This is a genomic window from Microbacterium sp. NPDC089320, assembly GCF_040684875.1.
Lineage (GTDB): Bacteria > Actinomycetota > Actinomycetes > Actinomycetales > Microbacteriaceae > Microbacterium.
Map to the genome: position 1 here is coordinate 557701 of NZ_JBFBGY010000001.1, position 15042 is coordinate 572742.

The following is a 15042-nucleotide window of genomic DNA, read 5'->3' on the forward strand; positions in this document are numbered from 1 at the left end:
GATCAGGCGTTCTCCGGCACTCCCGCGAGCAGTTCGGCGAAGGTGTCGGCCGCGGTCGAGGGCGCGGGATCGACCAGCGCTGCAGCCTGGCCCATCCAGAGCGACTGCAGCTCGCCCAGGTTCTGCTCACCCGCGGCCGCGCGGAATCGTCCGGTGAGCCAGTTCTGCATCGGGAACGGGGCGATGGTTCCGCTCGCCTCGATCGCCCGCACCGCACGGTTGCGAGCGCCCCGGGCGAGCCGGCCGCTCATCGCCTTCGTGAGGACGGTGCCGTCGGCGGCGGTGGAGCGGATGGCGTCGCGATGCGCCTGGTTCGCCGCCGATTCCGCCGTCGCGAGGAATGCCGTACCGACCTGCACCGCTGACGCCCCGAGCGCGAAGGCTGCGGCGACACCGCGTCTGTCGGCGATGCCGCCGGCCGCGATGACCGGCACGTCCACGGCATCCACGACCTGCGGCACGAGCGCGAAGGTTCCGACCAGCGACTCCTCGGCCGGACGGAGGAACGACACCCGGTGGCCGCCGGCCTCGAAGCCGGTCGCGACCACGGCGTCGACCCCGGCATCCGCGAGTGCGACGGCTTCGGCGACGGTCGTCGCGGTTCCCACGACGCGGATGCCGCGCCGATGCGCCTCGTCGACGATCGCCTCGGAAGGAACCCCGAAGACGGTGCTCAGCACGGGCGGCGCCGCCTCCCAGATCGCGTCGAGCTGCTCGTCGAGGGGCGGCAGATATCGTTCGGGGCGTGCGGGCACCTCGATGCCCACGGCATCGAAGAACGGCTGCAGCGCCTGAGCGAACACAGTGTGCTGCGGGTTCGGCTCGATCTCGTCGCCGGTCGGCAGCCAGACGTTCACCGCGAACGGGCGCGACGTCGCTGCCCGCAGCGACGCGATCGTCGAGCGGATGCGGTCGGCATCGTATCCGTAGAGCCCGTAGCCGCCCAGACCCCCCGCCTCGCTGACCGCCGCGGTGAGCCCGACGGACGAGAGTCCGCCGAACGGACCGAGGACGACGGGGTGTTCGATTCCGAGCAGCGCGCGCAGATCACTCATGCGTCGAGGCTATCCCCGCTCACCGACCCCGAGGCGATCGAGCGATCGATGCCCCGTTCGGATGCCGGTGATAACCTCGGCGTGAGGGTTCAGGGAGGCGCGCATGAGCGAATGGTTCGGGCAGATGCTCGGCTTCGTCGCGGCCGCGCTCGGGATCATCGCGGTGCCGGATGCCGCGGCCCTCGGTCTCGCCATCGCGCTGATCGCCCTGACGACGCTCACGATCGCCGTCGCCCTGAGCGTCGCACCGCGATCGCCGGGCAGCGCCCCGCATCCCCTGCGGGCGATCGACGTCTCGACGCTGCTCGCGCAGAGCGATCCTGACGCCGCGGGTCACCCGCGTCCTCGTGCGCCGGGAGTCGCCGTCTCCGCGTAGTCCGCCCTCGTGCGGGACTGCGCGGCTTTCGCCGACCCCTCCCGACACACGAACGGACTTCCATGGACATCTTCACCTTCCCACCCCTGACCTTCCTGCTCGACGCTGCGTACGGCGCCCTCGCCGGGCTCTCCGCACTGCTCGAACCCCTCGCCGGAGCATCCGCCGCCGCACTCGCCGTGGTGCTCGTGACGCTTCTCGTGCGCGCGCTGCTCATTCCCGTCGGCGTCTCGCAGGCGAAGGCCGAGCAGACCAGAGCGCGCCTGGCTCCTCGACTGCGCGAACTGCAGCGCCGACACAGGAAGAACCCCGAGCGCCTGCAGAAGGAGATGCTCGAGCTCTATCGCTCCGAGAACACGTCTCCGTTCGCCGGGATGCTGCCGGTCCTCGCCCAGGCGCCGGTCGTCGGCATCCTCTACACCCTGTTCATCCGCCCCGAGATCGCCGGGCATCCGAACGACCTGCTCACGCACGACCTGTTCGGGGCGCCGCTGGGGACCAGCTTCGTCTCCGCGGTCTTCGGCGGCACGGCGACCCCTGAGACGCTGTGGGTCTTCGGGGCTCTGATCGCGGTGATGGTCGCGGTGGCCGAGATCTCGCGGCGCGTCTTCCGGCCGGCGCCGGTCGACGACGACTCTCCGCTGAACTCGCCGACGATGCTGCGTGTGACCAGCGCTCTGCACTATCTGACGGCCGTGTTCGCGATGTTCGTGCCCCTCGCCGCCGCGCTGTATCTCACCGTGACCGTGGTGTGGACGCTGGTGCAGCGCATGCTGCTGCGGCGCCGCTATCCCCTGCCGGTGCCCGCCGTGGTCGGCGCGTGAGGGGGCGGTCGGTCAGTCGGGCAGCGGGATCGGAGCGGTGAACGGGCCGGGCTCGTCGTCGTCGGGCCCGCTGTCGGGTCCGGTGCCGGCACGATCTCCGGCACGATCTCCGGCACGGTCTCCGGCACTGTCTCTGACGGCGGCCGCATCGTCTCGACGGCGCTGACGTCGGACGGCGAGGGTGGTGCCGACGCTCGCGGCGACCACCAGCGCGATCGCGAGCACCCGCAGCGGGGTCGCCGACTGCCCGAGGATCACCCACCCGGCGAGCGTCGCGAATGCCGGCTCGAGGCTCAGCAGCACGCCGAACACCCGCTGCGGCAGCCGACGCAGCGCCGCGAGCTCGAAGCTGTAGGGGATCACCGATGACAGGACGGCCGTGACCGCGGCGAGCAGCAGCAGCTGCATGTCACCGGCGACGGTGATCGCAGCCGGCACTCCGACCGGTATCAGCAGCACGGCGGCGACGACGAGTCCGACCGCGAGTCCGCTGCTGCCCGGGATGATCGCACCGACTCGGGCACTCATCCGGATGTACATCGCCCAGAAGCCGGCGGCGATGAGGATGAACACGATCCCGAGCGGATCGAGCGGCTCGGCGCCGATCAGTCCGTCGACGCCGAGCAGCACCATCCCGAGCAGCGCGACGCCCACCCAGGCGGCGTCGACGAGCCGCCTGGTCAGCACCGCCGCGAGCACGAGCGGCCCGAGGAACTCGATCGCGACGGCAGGACCCAGCGGGATGCGCTCGATCGCTGCGTAGAAGAAGCCGTTCATCGCGGCGAGCGAGAGGCCGAACAGCACCGCGGCGAGCCACTGCGCCTTCGTCCAGCGGATCGGCCGCGGGCGCACGATGACGACCAGCAGCAGAGCGGCGATCGCCACGCGCAGCGAGGTCACGCCCCACGGGCCGAGCACCGGGAAGAGCTGAGCCGCGACGGCGGCCCCGAACGGCAAGGACAGGCAGGAGCAGACCACGAGCGCCACGCCCACGAGCGGACGCGACGACGTGGACTGCTTCACCCACCAAGCCTACGGCGCGGGCGGATGCCGGCGAACCCGGCCCGTCAGAGGTGCTTGCCCCCGGTGACCGCGAGCACTGCGCCGGACGTGTACGAGGACTCGGCGGACGCGAGGTACACGTACGCACCGGCCAGCTCGGCGGGCTGTCCGGCTCGGCCCAGAGGCGTATCGGAGCCGAACGTCTTCACCCGCTCGTCGGACCAGCCGGTGGCCGGGATCAGGGGCGTCCAGATGGGCCCGGGAGCGACGGCATTCACGCGGATGCCGCGCTCCCCCGCCTCCTCGGCGAGCGCCTTCACGAACGCGACCTGCGCAGCCTTGGTCATCGCGTAGTCGATGAGGTTGGGCGACGGCTCGAAGGCCTGCACCGACGCCGTGACGATGATGCTCGACCCCGATTCCAGATGGGGGTATGCGGCCCGCGCCGAGTACAGCAGCCCGAAGAGGTTCGTCTCGAACACGCGGCGGAATCTGTCGGTCTCGAGGTTCTCGAAGCCCTTGATGTCGTGCTGGTACGCGGCGTTCAGCACCAGGATGTCGATGCCGCCGAGGGCGCTTCTCGTCTCGGCGACGACGTCGGTCGCGAAGGCCTCATCGCGGATGTCGCCGGCCAGGCTCAGCCCCTGCCGGCCTTCGGCGCGCACGAGTTCGATCGTCTCGTCCGCATCCGCCTGCTCCTCCGGCATGTGCACGATCGCCACGTCCGCTCCTTCCCGGGCGAAGGCGATCGCGACGGCTCGACCGATTCCGGAGTCGCCGCCGGTGATCAGGGCTCGCCGCCCCTCGAGCCGGGCGTGGCCCACATACGACTCCTCGCCGTGGTCGGGAGTCGGGCGCATCTCGTCTGTCAGCCCCGGCTGTGTCTGCTGCTGACCGGGGAACTCCTCGTCGCGGTGCTGGCTGCGGGGGTCGGGCGTGCTGTCTGCCATGGTGTCTCCTCTTCCTCGCGGCTCGCCACCTTCGTTCGTGGCGAGAGCCGGGCGTCCACCGAGACTCGCGGTCGCTCGGCACCCTCGGCAGGGGGTTGACAATCGGCGCCTCGATCGACGATCGGGGCGCGGCAGGTGAGCGGCTCCGACCCGCTCAGGCTCTGGGAGCGGAGGGCTCGTCGGCGGGCGCGGCCGGACCGGACGTCTCCTGCGGCTCGGGAACCAGATACAGACCGCCCGGCGCGCTCGCGGTGAAGGCGAGCGCATCGATCCAGGCCCGGTTGATCGACGGCTGCCTGCTGCCGAAGTACTTGAAGACGAGCGAGCTGCCCGGCTGCACCCACACGGTCGTCCGGCCGCCGCCGACGCTCGCGTCTTCGCGCCAGCTGAACGGGAAGGGCTCGGCGCGCCGGAGCTTGGCGGTCATCACGAGCTGCAGGTGTGTGAGGGCGCGATCCTCGATCTCGGTCTTCACGCTGCCCTCGTAGATGAACTTGCCCATTCAACCTCTCCTCTGGTGTGCAGGTCTTCGCCTTGAGTTTATGGGAACACCGACCCCGACGCGTCGGCCGGGCGGGCCGTCCATACGGGTGCGGAGCGAGCCGAAGTCAACCCCCTGCGTGCGGTTCCCTTCGCCGATATCCTGGCAGGAACCGCGAGGAGACCCACCATGAACGCACGACACATCGACGACCGTTCCGACGAGGGCTACACCCCCACGACCACCCACGCCGAGTTCGGCGAGGGCAACCCGCGCCTGCGGGTGACCCGCGACGGCGAGCGCGCCGAGTTCGCCCTCGAGGTCGACGTGGTGCGCATCGGCTCCGCAGCCGACAACGAGCTGCGGCTCGAGGGCGCCGACCCTGTGCATGCGACGATCACGCACGATGACCGCGACGAGTACGTGCTCGAGCTCCACGGCGCGGGCGAGATGAACAGCAACCCCGAAGCCACCGCCACCCACCCCGGCGACCGCACCCAGACGCTGCGCACCGGCGCCCGCTTCACCGTCGGCGAGTGGGAGCTGGTCTACGCGCGCGACGAGTTCGCCGACCACGGCCGCCCGTACGGCGGACGCCTCGGCGGCGAGTACTCCGACCAGCCGCTGCAGCCGGCGCGTCCCGACTACTCCGACGAGGCGAGCATCGAGTCCGACGCACCGACGCACGCCGACTCCGCTGAAGAGAAGTGACAGCAGAGCAGTCTCCGCTCGAGCGCATCAGCGAGGTCGCCGCTGAGCGCGGGCTGCGCATCTGCGTGGTGGAATCGCTGACCTCGGGACGTCTGGCGAGCACGATCGGCGCCGGTGCGGCTGCCGGCGACTGGTTCGCCGGCGGCATCGTGGCCTATCTCACCGAGGTGAAGGAGCGCCTGCTCGGACTCACGCCCGGCACGGATCCGTGCTCGCCCGAGTGCGCGGAGCACCTGGCCGAGAGCGCGCTGCGGCTGTTCGACGCCGATGTCTGCATCTCGACCACGGGTGTGGGCGGGCCCGACCCCGAGGGCGGGCATGAGCCCGGCACCGTCTATGTCGGATGGGCCACGGGCGACGGCGTCGGCCATCGCAAGCTGTCGCTCGGCGGGGACCCGCAGGAGATCCTCGACGAGACGGTCGACACCGCCATGCGGCTGCTCGCATTCCACGCCGAGGGCATCCGCCCCGCGGGGCCGCGGCGCTCGGCACCCGCGTCCGCGGACGGCCCCTCGGACTGAGTTCCGCCCCTCGCGGCGTCGGCCCGCGTCAGCTCAGCGCCCGGGTACGACCCCGATGCGCAGTGGTGCACCGGGAACGGATGCCGCGGCGATGGCCTCGTCGATGTCGGCCAGCTGTCGCACCTCGCCGACGGCCTCCGCGAACGGATACGCGCGTCCTCGTCCGGCCAGGAACCCGACCGCCTGCGAGAGCTCGGATCCCGTGTAGTTATGCACGCCGGTGACGGTCACCAGCCGTCGCACGATGCTCTCGGCGTCGACCGGCACCGGCTCTGCGGGAAAGACGCTTCCGACCAGCACCACCGTGCCCCCGGTTCCGACGCCGTCGAGCGCCTCCGCCACCGCGTGCCCCGAGGCCTCGATCACGACATCCGGGTCGCGGTCGATCCGACCGGCTCCGAAGCGCGCGGCACGAGCCAGCCGTTCCGGTGAGGGGTCGAGAACCTCGACCGCCGCGCCGTGCTCCACCGCGATCGCCGCGGCCGAGAGTCCGACGAGTCCTGCTCCGTGGATGCGCACGGTCGCGCCGTCGAGGTCGTGATCGCGTGCGGCCCTGGCGACGGCGGCCCAGGCGGTCGCGGTGGCGCACGAGGCCGGAGCGAGCACGGCAGCCGGCAGCGACTCGGGCACCCGGACGATCGTGGTGCCCGACCGCACCTGGACGTGCGAGCCGAAGGCGCCGGTGAGATCGCCGTGCACGCCGATGCGGTCATGGCCGTATTTGCCGAGCGTGCGACACTTCTGCGTCACACCTCGCGCGCATCGGTCGCAGATGCCGCATGAGATCGTGACCGACCAGACGACCCGGTCTCCGATGCGCACGGGGGTGCCGTCGACAGTCGTCGCCCCGCCGTCTCCCATGGCGATCACGCGTCCGACGCTCTCATGGCCGAGCACCAGCGGTACCGGCGACGATCGACGCCCCTGCACGGTGTGCACGTCGGACCCGCAGATGGTCGACATCTCGACCGACACCAGCACGTCGTGGTCACCGAGCGCCACACCGGGCACGGCGATCGTCTCGTGCGGGTGCCCCTCGCCGATCCACACCATGGCGGTGGCGGCGGGTCGCAGAGCGACGTCGCGGCGGTGGCCGGGAGGACGGATCAGCAGTGTTCCCATGTCGACGCCTCAGACAGACGGCACGAGTGGGAGCAGTCCACGCTCGGAGAGCGCGCTGCGAAGCTGCGTCACGTCGTCGAGCACGACGTCGGCGCCGGCGAGCCGGAGTGCAGCCGATTCGTGTGCACCCGTCAGGACCCCGGCGACGAGACCCACCCCTGCGCGGCGGCCCGATTCGACGTCGCTGACCGTGTCTCCCGCGACCGCGACCGCTGCGACAGACGACGTCTGCATGCGCAGGAGCGCCGTGAGCACGAGGTCGGGCGCCGGGCGTCCGCGGCCCGCGTCGGCCGGAGAGAGCGCCAGATCGACGAGCTCGCGCCACCCCAGACCGTCGAGCAGTGCATCGCGGGTGACGGGCGCGAATCCCGTCGTCAGCACGACACGCAGGCCGGCGTCCTTCAGTCCCTGGATCGCATCGGCCGCGCCGGGGATCTCGGTGACCCCCTGCTCGGCGACGATCTCGGCGTAGGCACCCTCGAAGGCCGCCGTCGCTCGTTCAGCCGCCTCGCGATCGCCCCCGGCGAGATGCGTGAAGACATCGATCTTGGACTGCCCCATGGTGGCGCGCACGTGTGCGAGCGCGTCGTCCCACGGCATCCGATCTGCGACTCCCGTGCGTTCGGCGGCGCGCTGGAACGCGGTCTCCACGACTCCGTCGTCACGCACGGTCGTGCCGGCCATGTCGAGCACGATGAGTTCGAGTGCGGGAGCTGCGTCGAGCTGAGTGGTCATGGGGTTCCTTCCCTTGCAGGTGTCCACCCGAAGGCGGCGGTGAGATTCTCTTCGGCGAGCCCCAGACCCGTGGTCATTCCGATGCCGGTGGTCGCGGCGAGCACCAGCACCCCCTCGTCGACCGTGTCGATGAGGAACTCCTTCGGCGCCTTCGCATAGACGCCCTGCCAGCGCTCGAGCACCCGCGGGGCCGGCATCTCGAACAGCGCCTCCGCCTCGGTGAGGAATGCGGCGAACGCGGCCTCGGGCTGGAAAGGCGCCGGTGCGGTCGACGCGGCATGCGAGTCGCCGATGATGAGCGTGCCGTCGGGCAGCTGTGTGTACATCTGATTGAGGTCGAGCGCGGCGAGGTCGGGACGCTCGGAATGCAGACGGTCGCGGAGCGCGCCGGCCGCGGCACTCTCGGCGAAGCGTCCGTAGCGCACGAGCGACCACCCTGTCAGCAGCGGAGCGGAGAGCGGATGCGAGAGGGTCACCGCCGCGCGCATCATGTCGAGGGCGCAGCGCACGACGCCTGACCGCTCGGCGACGTCGGGCAGCAGCTGGTCGACGTCGTGATTCGCGGCGACGACGACCGCGCCGGTGCTGATCGCACCTCGCGTCGTCTCGACACGGCGTGCCGAGACCGAGGTCGCCTGAGTGCGGAATCGGAAGTCGACGCCCCGTCGTGCGAGGTGTCGCACGATCGCCGCGGCGGCGGTGCGGGGATCGGTCTGCAGGTCGGTCTCGATGTGCGCTCCGCCGAGGAGTCCCCGGCGACGGAGCGGCGCGAGACGCAGCAGCTCGTCGGCATCGAGCATCCGGATGCCGCCGTCGATCGCCGCCTGTTCGAGCACCGCGATCTCGTCGGCGTGACGCGCGGCGACCAGCGTGCCGGACTCGCGGATCCAGAAACCCGCATCCTGGGCGAGGCGCAGCCAGAGGTCGCGGGACACGTCGGCGTAGCGCCGCGCCTCCCCCGCCTGCGCGCCGATGCAGAGATGCCCGAAGTTGCGGATCGTCGCGCCCACCGGAGCATCCGCTCTGTCGACGACGATGACGCTCAGCCCCCGTCGCACCGCCGCATAGGCGGCACCGAGACCGATGATTCCCGAGCCGACGACCACGAGGTCGGCCGAGTCGGCTGAGGGGGCGGTGCCGTTCGAGGCGACGATGCCGTTCATCGGAAGACCTTCCGCATCCACATCGCGAGTCCCTCGACCACCAGCACGGTGACGAGGATCATCAGCACGATCGCCGTCACGGTCTCGTATCGCGACCCCTGACTGGCGTTGAGCAGGTAGTAGCCGACGCCGCCTCCGCCGACGATGCCCAGGATCGTCGCCGCGCGGATGTTGGTGTCGAGCATGTAGAAGCTGTGTCCGATCAGTGCCTGCATGCCCTGCGGAACCGTCGCCGAGGCGTAGGTCTGCAGTCGAGTGGCGCCGACTGCGCGCAGGGCGCGCTCGGGTCCGCGATCGACCTCTTCGAGCGAGTCGGCGATCAGCTTGCCGAGCAGGCCGACGCCCCCGATGGCGAGCGCGATGACGCCCGCCTGGGATCCGAGACCCGTGATGACGACGAGCACGATCGCGAGGATCAGCTCGGGGATGCCGCGGATGCCGACGAGCAGGAAGCGCGCGATCCCTCGTGTGCCGGCGCCCGGCGCGACGTTGCTCGCCGCGAGAGACCCGAGAAGCAGGGAGGGCAGAAGAGTGAGCACGGTCGCCGCGAGTGCGATCGCGACCGTGTCTCGCATGGCGGCTATCATCGCCGATGCCTCGTAGCTGCCGAACGATGGCGGCCAGAACCTCGCCGCCACCTCGGGGAGCTTGGCCCAGAACGTGGCGAAGTCCATCCAGTTGATCTGGCTGACCACGACGCTGCCGATCACGACGAGCACCGCGGTCACGATGCCGATCGTGTTGCGCACCCGCTCGGCTGTCCAGGGGCGACGCACGGCCGTCTGCGGGCTGGTCGCCCACGCCGGAAGAGCCGTCGACTGCGCGGCCGTCGTGTCGTGCAGACGCGGGTGGATGAGGCGATCGATCCACGACCGCGTCTGCCGCTGCTGGCCGAGCATCGCTCCGCGCACCAGGCTCGAGACGATCTCCATCACCACGCACAGGACGAAGATGACCAGCGCGATGCCGAGACCCTTGCCGTAGTTCAGGGCTTTGAAGGCGTACGACATCTCGAGGCCGAGCCCGGCCACGCCGACATAGCCGAGCACGACGCTGCCGCGCAGGTTGATGTCGTTGCGGTGCAGCACCGTCGCGACCCAGCTGGGCAGCACCTGGGGAAGGATCCCTGATGCGAACTCCTGCATCTTCGACCCGCCCGCGGCACGGATCGCGAGCCGCGGACCCTCATCGATCTGTTCGATCGCATCGGCGAACATCTTCGAGATCATCCCGATCGAATGGATGCCGATGGCCAGGATGCCGGGCAGGGTGCCGAGCGAGAACATGAGCACGAACGCCATCGCGAGCACCACGTCCGGCAGCGCCCGGGTGAGCACACCCACGAACCGCGCGGCGACACGCCATCCGCTGCCGGGGGTCGTGTTCGACGCGGCGAGGTAGGCGATCGGCACCGACAGGGCTGCGGCGAGCAGGGTGCCGACGAGCACGAGCCCCACGGTCAGGGCGATCAGCCACGCGAGGTCGGCAGGTTCGGGGAACGAGAGGCCGCCCACGCGGGCCACGAAGTTCTCGGCGTTGCCCCAGCTCTGCACCATCGCCGGGATCGAGATGCCGACCTCGTCGACCGCGAGGATGCCGAGCACCAGGAGCGCCAGCAGGGTCAGACCGGCCGCGATGCGCTCGGCCGAGATCGGGCGTCGAGGAGCGCGATCGGTGACGCCGGCCCTCGCGGGGGCCACGGGGGTCCGCGACGTGTCGGAGACGACGGTCACGACGCTCGCGCCTTGTCGAGCTGGGCGACATCGACCGTGATCGGGGTGAGCTCATCCTGCACGGCCCGGATCTCTGCCGTGGTCGTCGCGACGCGGCCGTAGATCTCCATGACCTCCGCCTTGGTGAGGTCGCCGGTCGGGGTGTCGAGCACGATCTCGCCGTGACGCAGACCGACGATGCGGTCGGCCCACGAGATCGCGAGGTCGACCTGGTGCAGGCTGCAGACGACCGTGAGCCCCTCGTCGGCGGCGATCTCGCGAATCAGCGCCATCACCTGGTCGCTGGACTCCGGATCGAGCGACGCGACGGGCTCGTCCGCGAGCAGGATGTCGGGCTTCTGCATCAGAGCGCGGGCGATCGCCACGCGCTGCTGCTGACCGCCCGAGAGCGTGTCGCTGCGCTGATAGGCGCGGTCGAGCAGTCCGACGCGGTCGAGGTGTTCGAGGGCGCGCAGCTTCGCCGCCTTCGAGTAGCCCCACAGGCCCAGCCGCGGCCCGCGGACCTCCGACAGCGATCCGGTGAGCACGTTCTCGAGCACCGTCAGCGACGGCACGAGCTCGAACTGCTGGAAGATGAATCCCACCCGGCTGCGGAGGCGGCGCAGCGCCTTGCCCTTCAGCGTGGGGACCGCCGAGCCGAGCACCTCGATGTCACCCGAGGTCGGGACCTCGAGACCGTCGAGGTGGCGCAGCAGTGTCGACTTGCCTGAGCCGGAGAGCCCGAGCAGCACGACGATCTCGCCGCGCGACACCTGCAGCGATGCGTTCTTCAGCGCGGTGGTCGAGCCGAAGGTCTTCGTCACGCCGTCCAGGCGGATGAGGGCATCGGATGCCGTGTTCATGTGAGTTCTCCAGGGTCGTGGCGTCGAGCGTGATTCTCTGCGGGTGAGCGCCCTGCGGTCCGCAGCTCCCGCAGGGGCAGGAGTGCGGAACGAGGGCGCTCGGCTGACGATGCGTCAGCGATCGGGCGTCAGCCCTGGCACTGCTCCGCTTCGGTCTCCTTGCAGATGTCGCGGATCAGGTCGTAGTACGCGTCGTCGACCGGCTTCGTGGCGAAGAACACGCTGCGGAAGGCATCGGTGTCGGCTCCGTCGATCCCGGCGGCGATGATGTCGTCGATCGTGATCTCCGACAGACCGTCGATGAGCTCCTGCACGACGTCGTCGGGCAGGGTCGACGAGTAGACGAGGGGCGCTCCGGGGACCATGGTCTCGTCGACGACCTTCACGGCATCCGACTTCTCGACCTCGGAGTCCTCGGCGAAGCCGACCTCGCACTCGACGCCTTCGCCGACCTTCTGCACGCTCACGTCGTGCTTGCCCGCGAAGACGGGCGTGATGTCGGTCTTGGGGTCAATGCCCGCCTCGAGCAGGTTGTAGGAGGGGAAGAGGTATCCCGACGTCGAGGACGGGTCGACGAAGCAGACCTTCTTGCCCGCGAAGTCGTCGATGCTCGAGATGTCGCTGTCGGCGGGCACGATCGCCTGGGAATAGTAGCCGGGCTCCTGGCCCTCTTCCGTCACGATCGAGGAGATCGGGGTGAGCTTCGCTCCGTTGTTCGTGGCGGTGACGTAGGTGAACCCCGAGAACGACGCGACGTCGACCTTGCCGGCGACGGCCGCCTCGATGAGCGCCGCGTAGTCGGTGGACTCGTGGTACTCCACGGTCTTGCCGGTGATCTCGGCGATGTAGTCCATGAGCGGCTGGTAGTTCGTCTCGGTGTCGACCGAGTCGGGCACGACGCCGAAGACGAGGGTGTTCTCGTCGACCGCGAACCCGCCGGCGGTCGATGACGCATCGGCACCGGACGCGCCGGTGGCCTCAGCGGAGCCGGAACAGGCGGCGAGGCAGAGCGCGAGGATCGCGGCGCCGGCGAGTACGGGGAGAGCGCGGAGCTTCATGAGGACCTTTCAGAGTGGGAGGGGGTGATCCACGAGCCACTCTGACAGGGCACGGACTAAGATATGTACCTAACTTGCAAGAGTTCAAAGTCCGTTCACCCCCGCGTTCCCCGGGTGAACGCCGGTGGAACGCATGACCGCTCCGCTCGGCCGCGTTGTCCGAGCGCGAAGTAGTATGCCTATGTGGCCGAAGCTGTATACACCCAGATCGCGGACGACCTCCGGGCGCAGATCGCGGCCGGGACCCTGCGCCCCGGCGATGACGTGCCCACTGAGGCGGAGCTCGCCGAACGATGGCGCACCTCGCGCGGTCCGATCAGAAACGCCCTTGCCGCGCTGCGCGGAGAAGGCCTGATCGAGACGGGGCGAGGCCGCCCCGCGCGGGTCGTCTCGCGCAAGGCCAGTCAGGCCGTCGACGTGTCGGTGCCGTTCACACGCTGGGCCCGGGATCTCGGCGTGACTCCGGGAGCGCAGACGCAGGAGCTGAGCCTCCGCCGGGCCGGTGACCGCGCAGAGCTCCTCGGGGTCTCCCCCGATGACACGATCGTCAGCGTCGTGCGGCTGCGGCTGCTCGACGGACGGCCGACGATGCTCGAGCGACTGTTCTACACCGAGGCGGTCGGACGGCGACTGTTCGATGTCGACACCGACGAGATCTCGATCACCGAGTACCTCGGGTCGCTCGGACACCCGATCGTCGGCCTCGAGCACCAGATCGACGCGGTGGCGGCCGATGAGCAGGATGCCGCTCTGCTGCGCGTGCCGCAGGGCACGCCCATCCTTCGACTCAGCCGCATCTCTCGCGACGAGAACGGGCGCGTCTTCGAGGCATCCGAAGACCGATACCTCAGCGAGGTCGTGCGGTTCACGGTCGCCGCGTCAGGGATCTCGACGGACGGGCACTTCATGCGTGCCGTAGGCGGCTGACAGCCGACCGATCGGCATCGATGCCTCGGATGATCCGAGGAGAGAAGCCGATCGCGAGCGCGATGGGGATCAGATTCCAAAGACCGCGCTCGCGATCACAGCGCTGGGGATGCGCTATTTCTGGGGTATACCCAATGTAAGCGCCCGGCTACACCATGGAACACGGTCTATAGTCGAGACCTACCCTGGACTTTCGTCTAGATTTCGCGCCTCAAGCCCCGGAATTCCGCGGATGTCTTCCGTAGAGTACCGGAATACCGGTCGGCAATCTGCCCCGTGCGCGGTCGCGGATGCGGGGGCGCGGGCGGCGTCAGACGATCGGCGTCAGACGATCGGCAGGAGCGCGGAGACGACCCAGCGGCCCTCGACTTCTCCGGCGCTGAACTCGCCGCTCGCGCCGAGGACGCGTTCGGCCATGCGACCGATGCCGGTGCGGCTCGAGGAGAGCTCGCGACGAGGCGTGACGGAGAGCGGGCTGCTCACCGTCATCTTCGCGGCGTCGTCGTCGATGTCGAATCGGATCGCGACTTCGCCCGCGCCCGCGTACTTGAGGACATTGGTGGCGGACTCGCGCATGATGCGGGCAAGGATGATCTCGGCGGCCCGCGGAATGCGTTCGTCGGAGGGGTCGCCCTCGACGGTCACGGTGTGGCCGGCGGACTCGAACTCCTGCGCAGCCTCGTCCACGGAGGCCGCCAGGTCACCGGAGGGCATCCCTTCGGACCGGGGTCCGTCGTCTGCGAGGTCGATCACGAAGCGGAGGTCGGTCATCGCCTTGCGCGCGGCGATGCGGATCGCCTCCTGCGAATCGCTGCTGGTGCGGTCGTCGTCGAGCATCTGCACGTGCAGCGAGACCACCGTGAGGTGGTGCGCGATGCTGTCGTGCAGCTCGCCGGCGATCCAACGTCGTTCGGCGAGTACTGCTTGGCGTTCCTGTTCGGCCTTCTCGGCCAACTGCTCCTCGAGAGTCCGCCCTCGGGCGAAGGCTATGCGAAGAGCGAATCCCACGGCTCCGGCGACGGTCGCGGTGATGAGGTAGATGCCGAGGTTGATCGGCGTGCTTGTCTCTCCGAAGGCAACGAGTGCCGTCGCGAGGAGGAAGACTCCCGCGTAGGAGAGGATGAGCGCATTCCAGCCGAGTCGCATGATCAGCGCCGCAGCGAGGGCGGCGACTGTCAGGACTTCTGTCTGGGTTCCCGTGAGGAACGAGAGCGCGAACACGACGGCGAGTGCGCACGTCGCGATGAGGGGCCACCAGAGATACAGCACGAGCACGGCGGTCGATGCGATGCTCACCCCGGCGACGAACGGGTCCACTCCCGGAGGGAGGAACAGTCCGACGATGCCGAAGACGACGATCGTTCCGACGATCGCGAGAACCGCGATGCGTTCGATCGTGCTGAGCTTCTCTCCCTTCCCGAGCCGTGAAACGACGGAGTCGTCGGAGCGGGGAGGACTAAAAGCCATGCTTCAGTATCTCCTAATAGCCAGGTAGATTAGCGAGTGAAGCCAAAGAACTGGTTGAATGCCTGCCAGAAAGTC

General features: G+C 69.6%; 16 protein-coding genes. 5 read left to right on the plus strand and 11 right to left on the minus strand.

Annotation, left to right across the window (positions count from 1 at the left end; genetic code table 11):
* Positions 1–2: 2 nt before the first annotated feature.
* Complete coding sequence (locus tag AB0N61_RS02785) at positions 3–1055, minus strand: DUF561 domain-containing protein (protein WP_363361524.1); 1053 nt, start codon at positions 1053–1055, stop codon at positions 3–5.
* A gap of 103 nt (positions 1056–1158) precedes the next feature.
* Between AB0N61_RS02785 and AB0N61_RS02790 the strand changes: the two genes are divergently transcribed.
* Positions 1159–1431 (plus strand): DUF6412 domain-containing protein, encoded by a 273-nt coding sequence (locus tag AB0N61_RS02790; RefSeq protein ID WP_363361526.1) that lies wholly within the window; start codon positions 1159–1161, stop codon positions 1429–1431.
* Positions 1432–1493: 62 nt separating this feature from the next.
* Positions 1494–2255, plus strand: coding sequence for a membrane protein insertase YidC (yidC, locus tag AB0N61_RS02795; RefSeq protein ID WP_363361529.1), 762 nt, complete (start codon positions 1494–1496; stop codon positions 2253–2255).
* A gap of 12 nt (positions 2256–2267) precedes the next feature.
* Here yidC and AB0N61_RS02800 read toward each other — a convergent pair whose 3' ends face one another.
* The 3 genes from AB0N61_RS02800 to AB0N61_RS02810 form a co-directional block, all read right to left on the minus strand.
* A complete protein-coding gene (locus tag AB0N61_RS02800; RefSeq protein WP_363361531.1) occupies positions 2268–3278 on the minus strand; it encodes a DMT family transporter in 1011 nt (336 codons plus the stop codon).
* Between the two features lie 44 nt (positions 3279–3322).
* Positions 3323–4207, minus strand: coding sequence for an SDR family oxidoreductase (locus AB0N61_RS02805; protein WP_167948689.1), 885 nt, complete (start codon positions 4205–4207; stop codon positions 3323–3325).
* A 154-nt stretch (positions 4208–4361) separates the two neighbouring features.
* A complete protein-coding gene (locus tag AB0N61_RS02810) occupies positions 4362–4709 on the minus strand; it encodes an ATP-dependent DNA ligase (RefSeq protein WP_363361533.1) in 348 nt (115 codons plus the stop codon).
* Positions 4710–4877: 168 nt separating this feature from the next.
* Here AB0N61_RS02810 and AB0N61_RS02815 point away from each other — a divergent pair, with 168 nt between their 5' ends.
* Entirely contained in the window at positions 4878–5399 is a 522-nt protein-coding gene (locus AB0N61_RS02815) for an FHA domain-containing protein (RefSeq protein ID WP_363361535.1), read from the plus strand.
* On the plus strand, positions 5396–5920 hold the full coding sequence (locus tag AB0N61_RS02820; protein WP_363361537.1) for a CinA family protein: 525 nt from the start codon (positions 5396–5398) through the stop codon (positions 5918–5920). Before AB0N61_RS02815 ends, AB0N61_RS02820 begins: the two co-directional genes overlap by 4 nt.
* A gap of 33 nt (positions 5921–5953) precedes the next feature.
* Here the strand turns inward: AB0N61_RS02820 and AB0N61_RS02825 are convergent, their stop codons facing one another.
* The 6 genes from AB0N61_RS02825 to AB0N61_RS02850 form a co-directional block, all read right to left on the minus strand.
* On the minus strand, positions 5954–7042 hold the full coding sequence (locus AB0N61_RS02825) for an alcohol dehydrogenase catalytic domain-containing protein (protein WP_363361539.1): 1089 nt from the start codon (positions 7040–7042) through the stop codon (positions 5954–5956).
* A gap of 9 nt (positions 7043–7051) precedes the next feature.
* Positions 7052–7777 (minus strand): HAD family hydrolase, encoded by a 726-nt coding sequence (locus AB0N61_RS02830; RefSeq protein WP_363361541.1) that lies wholly within the window; start codon positions 7775–7777, stop codon positions 7052–7054.
* Entirely contained in the window at positions 7774–8940 is a 1167-nt protein-coding gene (locus AB0N61_RS02835) for a TIGR03364 family FAD-dependent oxidoreductase (protein ID WP_363361543.1), read from the minus strand. The genes AB0N61_RS02830 and AB0N61_RS02835 overlap by 4 nt, the downstream gene beginning before the upstream one ends.
* Complete coding sequence (phnE, locus tag AB0N61_RS02840; RefSeq protein ID WP_363361545.1) at positions 8937–10673, minus strand: phosphonate ABC transporter, permease protein PhnE; 1737 nt, start codon at positions 10671–10673, stop codon at positions 8937–8939. Before phnE ends, AB0N61_RS02835 begins: the two co-directional genes overlap by 4 nt.
* Positions 10670–11515, minus strand: a complete 846-nt coding sequence (phnC, locus tag AB0N61_RS02845) for a phosphonate ABC transporter ATP-binding protein (RefSeq protein ID WP_363361546.1) — start codon at positions 11513–11515, stop codon at positions 10670–10672. Before phnC ends, phnE begins: the two co-directional genes overlap by 4 nt.
* Before the next feature lie 128 nt (positions 11516–11643).
* Entirely contained in the window at positions 11644–12573 is a 930-nt protein-coding gene (locus tag AB0N61_RS02850) for a phosphate/phosphite/phosphonate ABC transporter substrate-binding protein (RefSeq protein WP_363361548.1), read from the minus strand.
* Positions 12574–12756: 183 nt separating this feature from the next.
* On the opposite strand from AB0N61_RS02850, the gene AB0N61_RS02855 reads away from it, so the two are divergent.
* Complete coding sequence (locus AB0N61_RS02855) at positions 12757–13500, plus strand: GntR family transcriptional regulator (protein WP_167948680.1); 744 nt, start codon at positions 12757–12759, stop codon at positions 13498–13500.
* A gap of 324 nt (positions 13501–13824) precedes the next feature.
* Here AB0N61_RS02855 and AB0N61_RS02860 read toward each other — a convergent pair whose 3' ends face one another.
* Positions 13825–14967, minus strand: coding sequence for a histidine kinase (locus tag AB0N61_RS02860; RefSeq protein ID WP_363361550.1), 1143 nt, complete (start codon positions 14965–14967; stop codon positions 13825–13827).
* Positions 14968–15042 lie beyond the last annotated feature (75 nt).

Excerpts from the sequence above, each read along its gene's own strand:
- AB0N61_RS02785 (WP_363361524.1), bottom strand. The coding sequence starts at position 1,055 with ATGAGTGATCTGCGCGCGCTGCTCGGAATCGAACACCCCGTCGTCCTC.
- AB0N61_RS02790 (WP_363361526.1), top strand. The coding sequence starts at position 1,159 with ATGAGCGAATGGTTCGGGCAGATGCTCGGCTTCGTCGCGGCCGCGCTC.
- yidC (WP_363361529.1), top strand. The coding sequence starts at position 1,494 with ATGGACATCTTCACCTTCCCACCCCTGACCTTCCTGCTCGACGCTGCG.
- AB0N61_RS02805 (WP_167948689.1), bottom strand. The coding sequence starts at position 4,207 with ATGGCAGACAGCACGCCCGACCCCCGCAGCCAGCACCGCGACGAGGAG.
- AB0N61_RS02810 (WP_363361533.1), bottom strand. The coding sequence starts at position 4,709 with ATGGGCAAGTTCATCTACGAGGGCAGCGTGAAGACCGAGATCGAGGAT.
- AB0N61_RS02815 (WP_363361535.1), top strand. The coding sequence starts at position 4,878 with ATGAACGCACGACACATCGACGACCGTTCCGACGAGGGCTACACCCCC.
- AB0N61_RS02825 (WP_363361539.1), bottom strand. The coding sequence starts at position 7,042 with ATGGGAACACTGCTGATCCGTCCTCCCGGCCACCGCCGCGACGTCGCT.
- AB0N61_RS02830 (WP_363361541.1), bottom strand. The coding sequence starts at position 7,777 with ATGACCACTCAGCTCGACGCAGCTCCCGCACTCGAACTCATCGTGCTC.
- AB0N61_RS02835 (WP_363361543.1), bottom strand. The coding sequence starts at position 8,940 with ATGAACGGCATCGTCGCCTCGAACGGCACCGCCCCCTCAGCCGACTCG.
- phnC (WP_363361546.1), bottom strand. The coding sequence starts at position 11,515 with ATGAACACGGCATCCGATGCCCTCATCCGCCTGGACGGCGTGACGAAG.
- AB0N61_RS02850 (WP_363361548.1), bottom strand. The coding sequence starts at position 12,573 with ATGAAGCTCCGCGCTCTCCCCGTACTCGCCGGCGCCGCGATCCTCGCG.
- AB0N61_RS02860 (WP_363361550.1), bottom strand. The coding sequence starts at position 14,967 with ATGGCTTTTAGTCCTCCCCGCTCCGACGACTCCGTCGTTTCACGGCTC.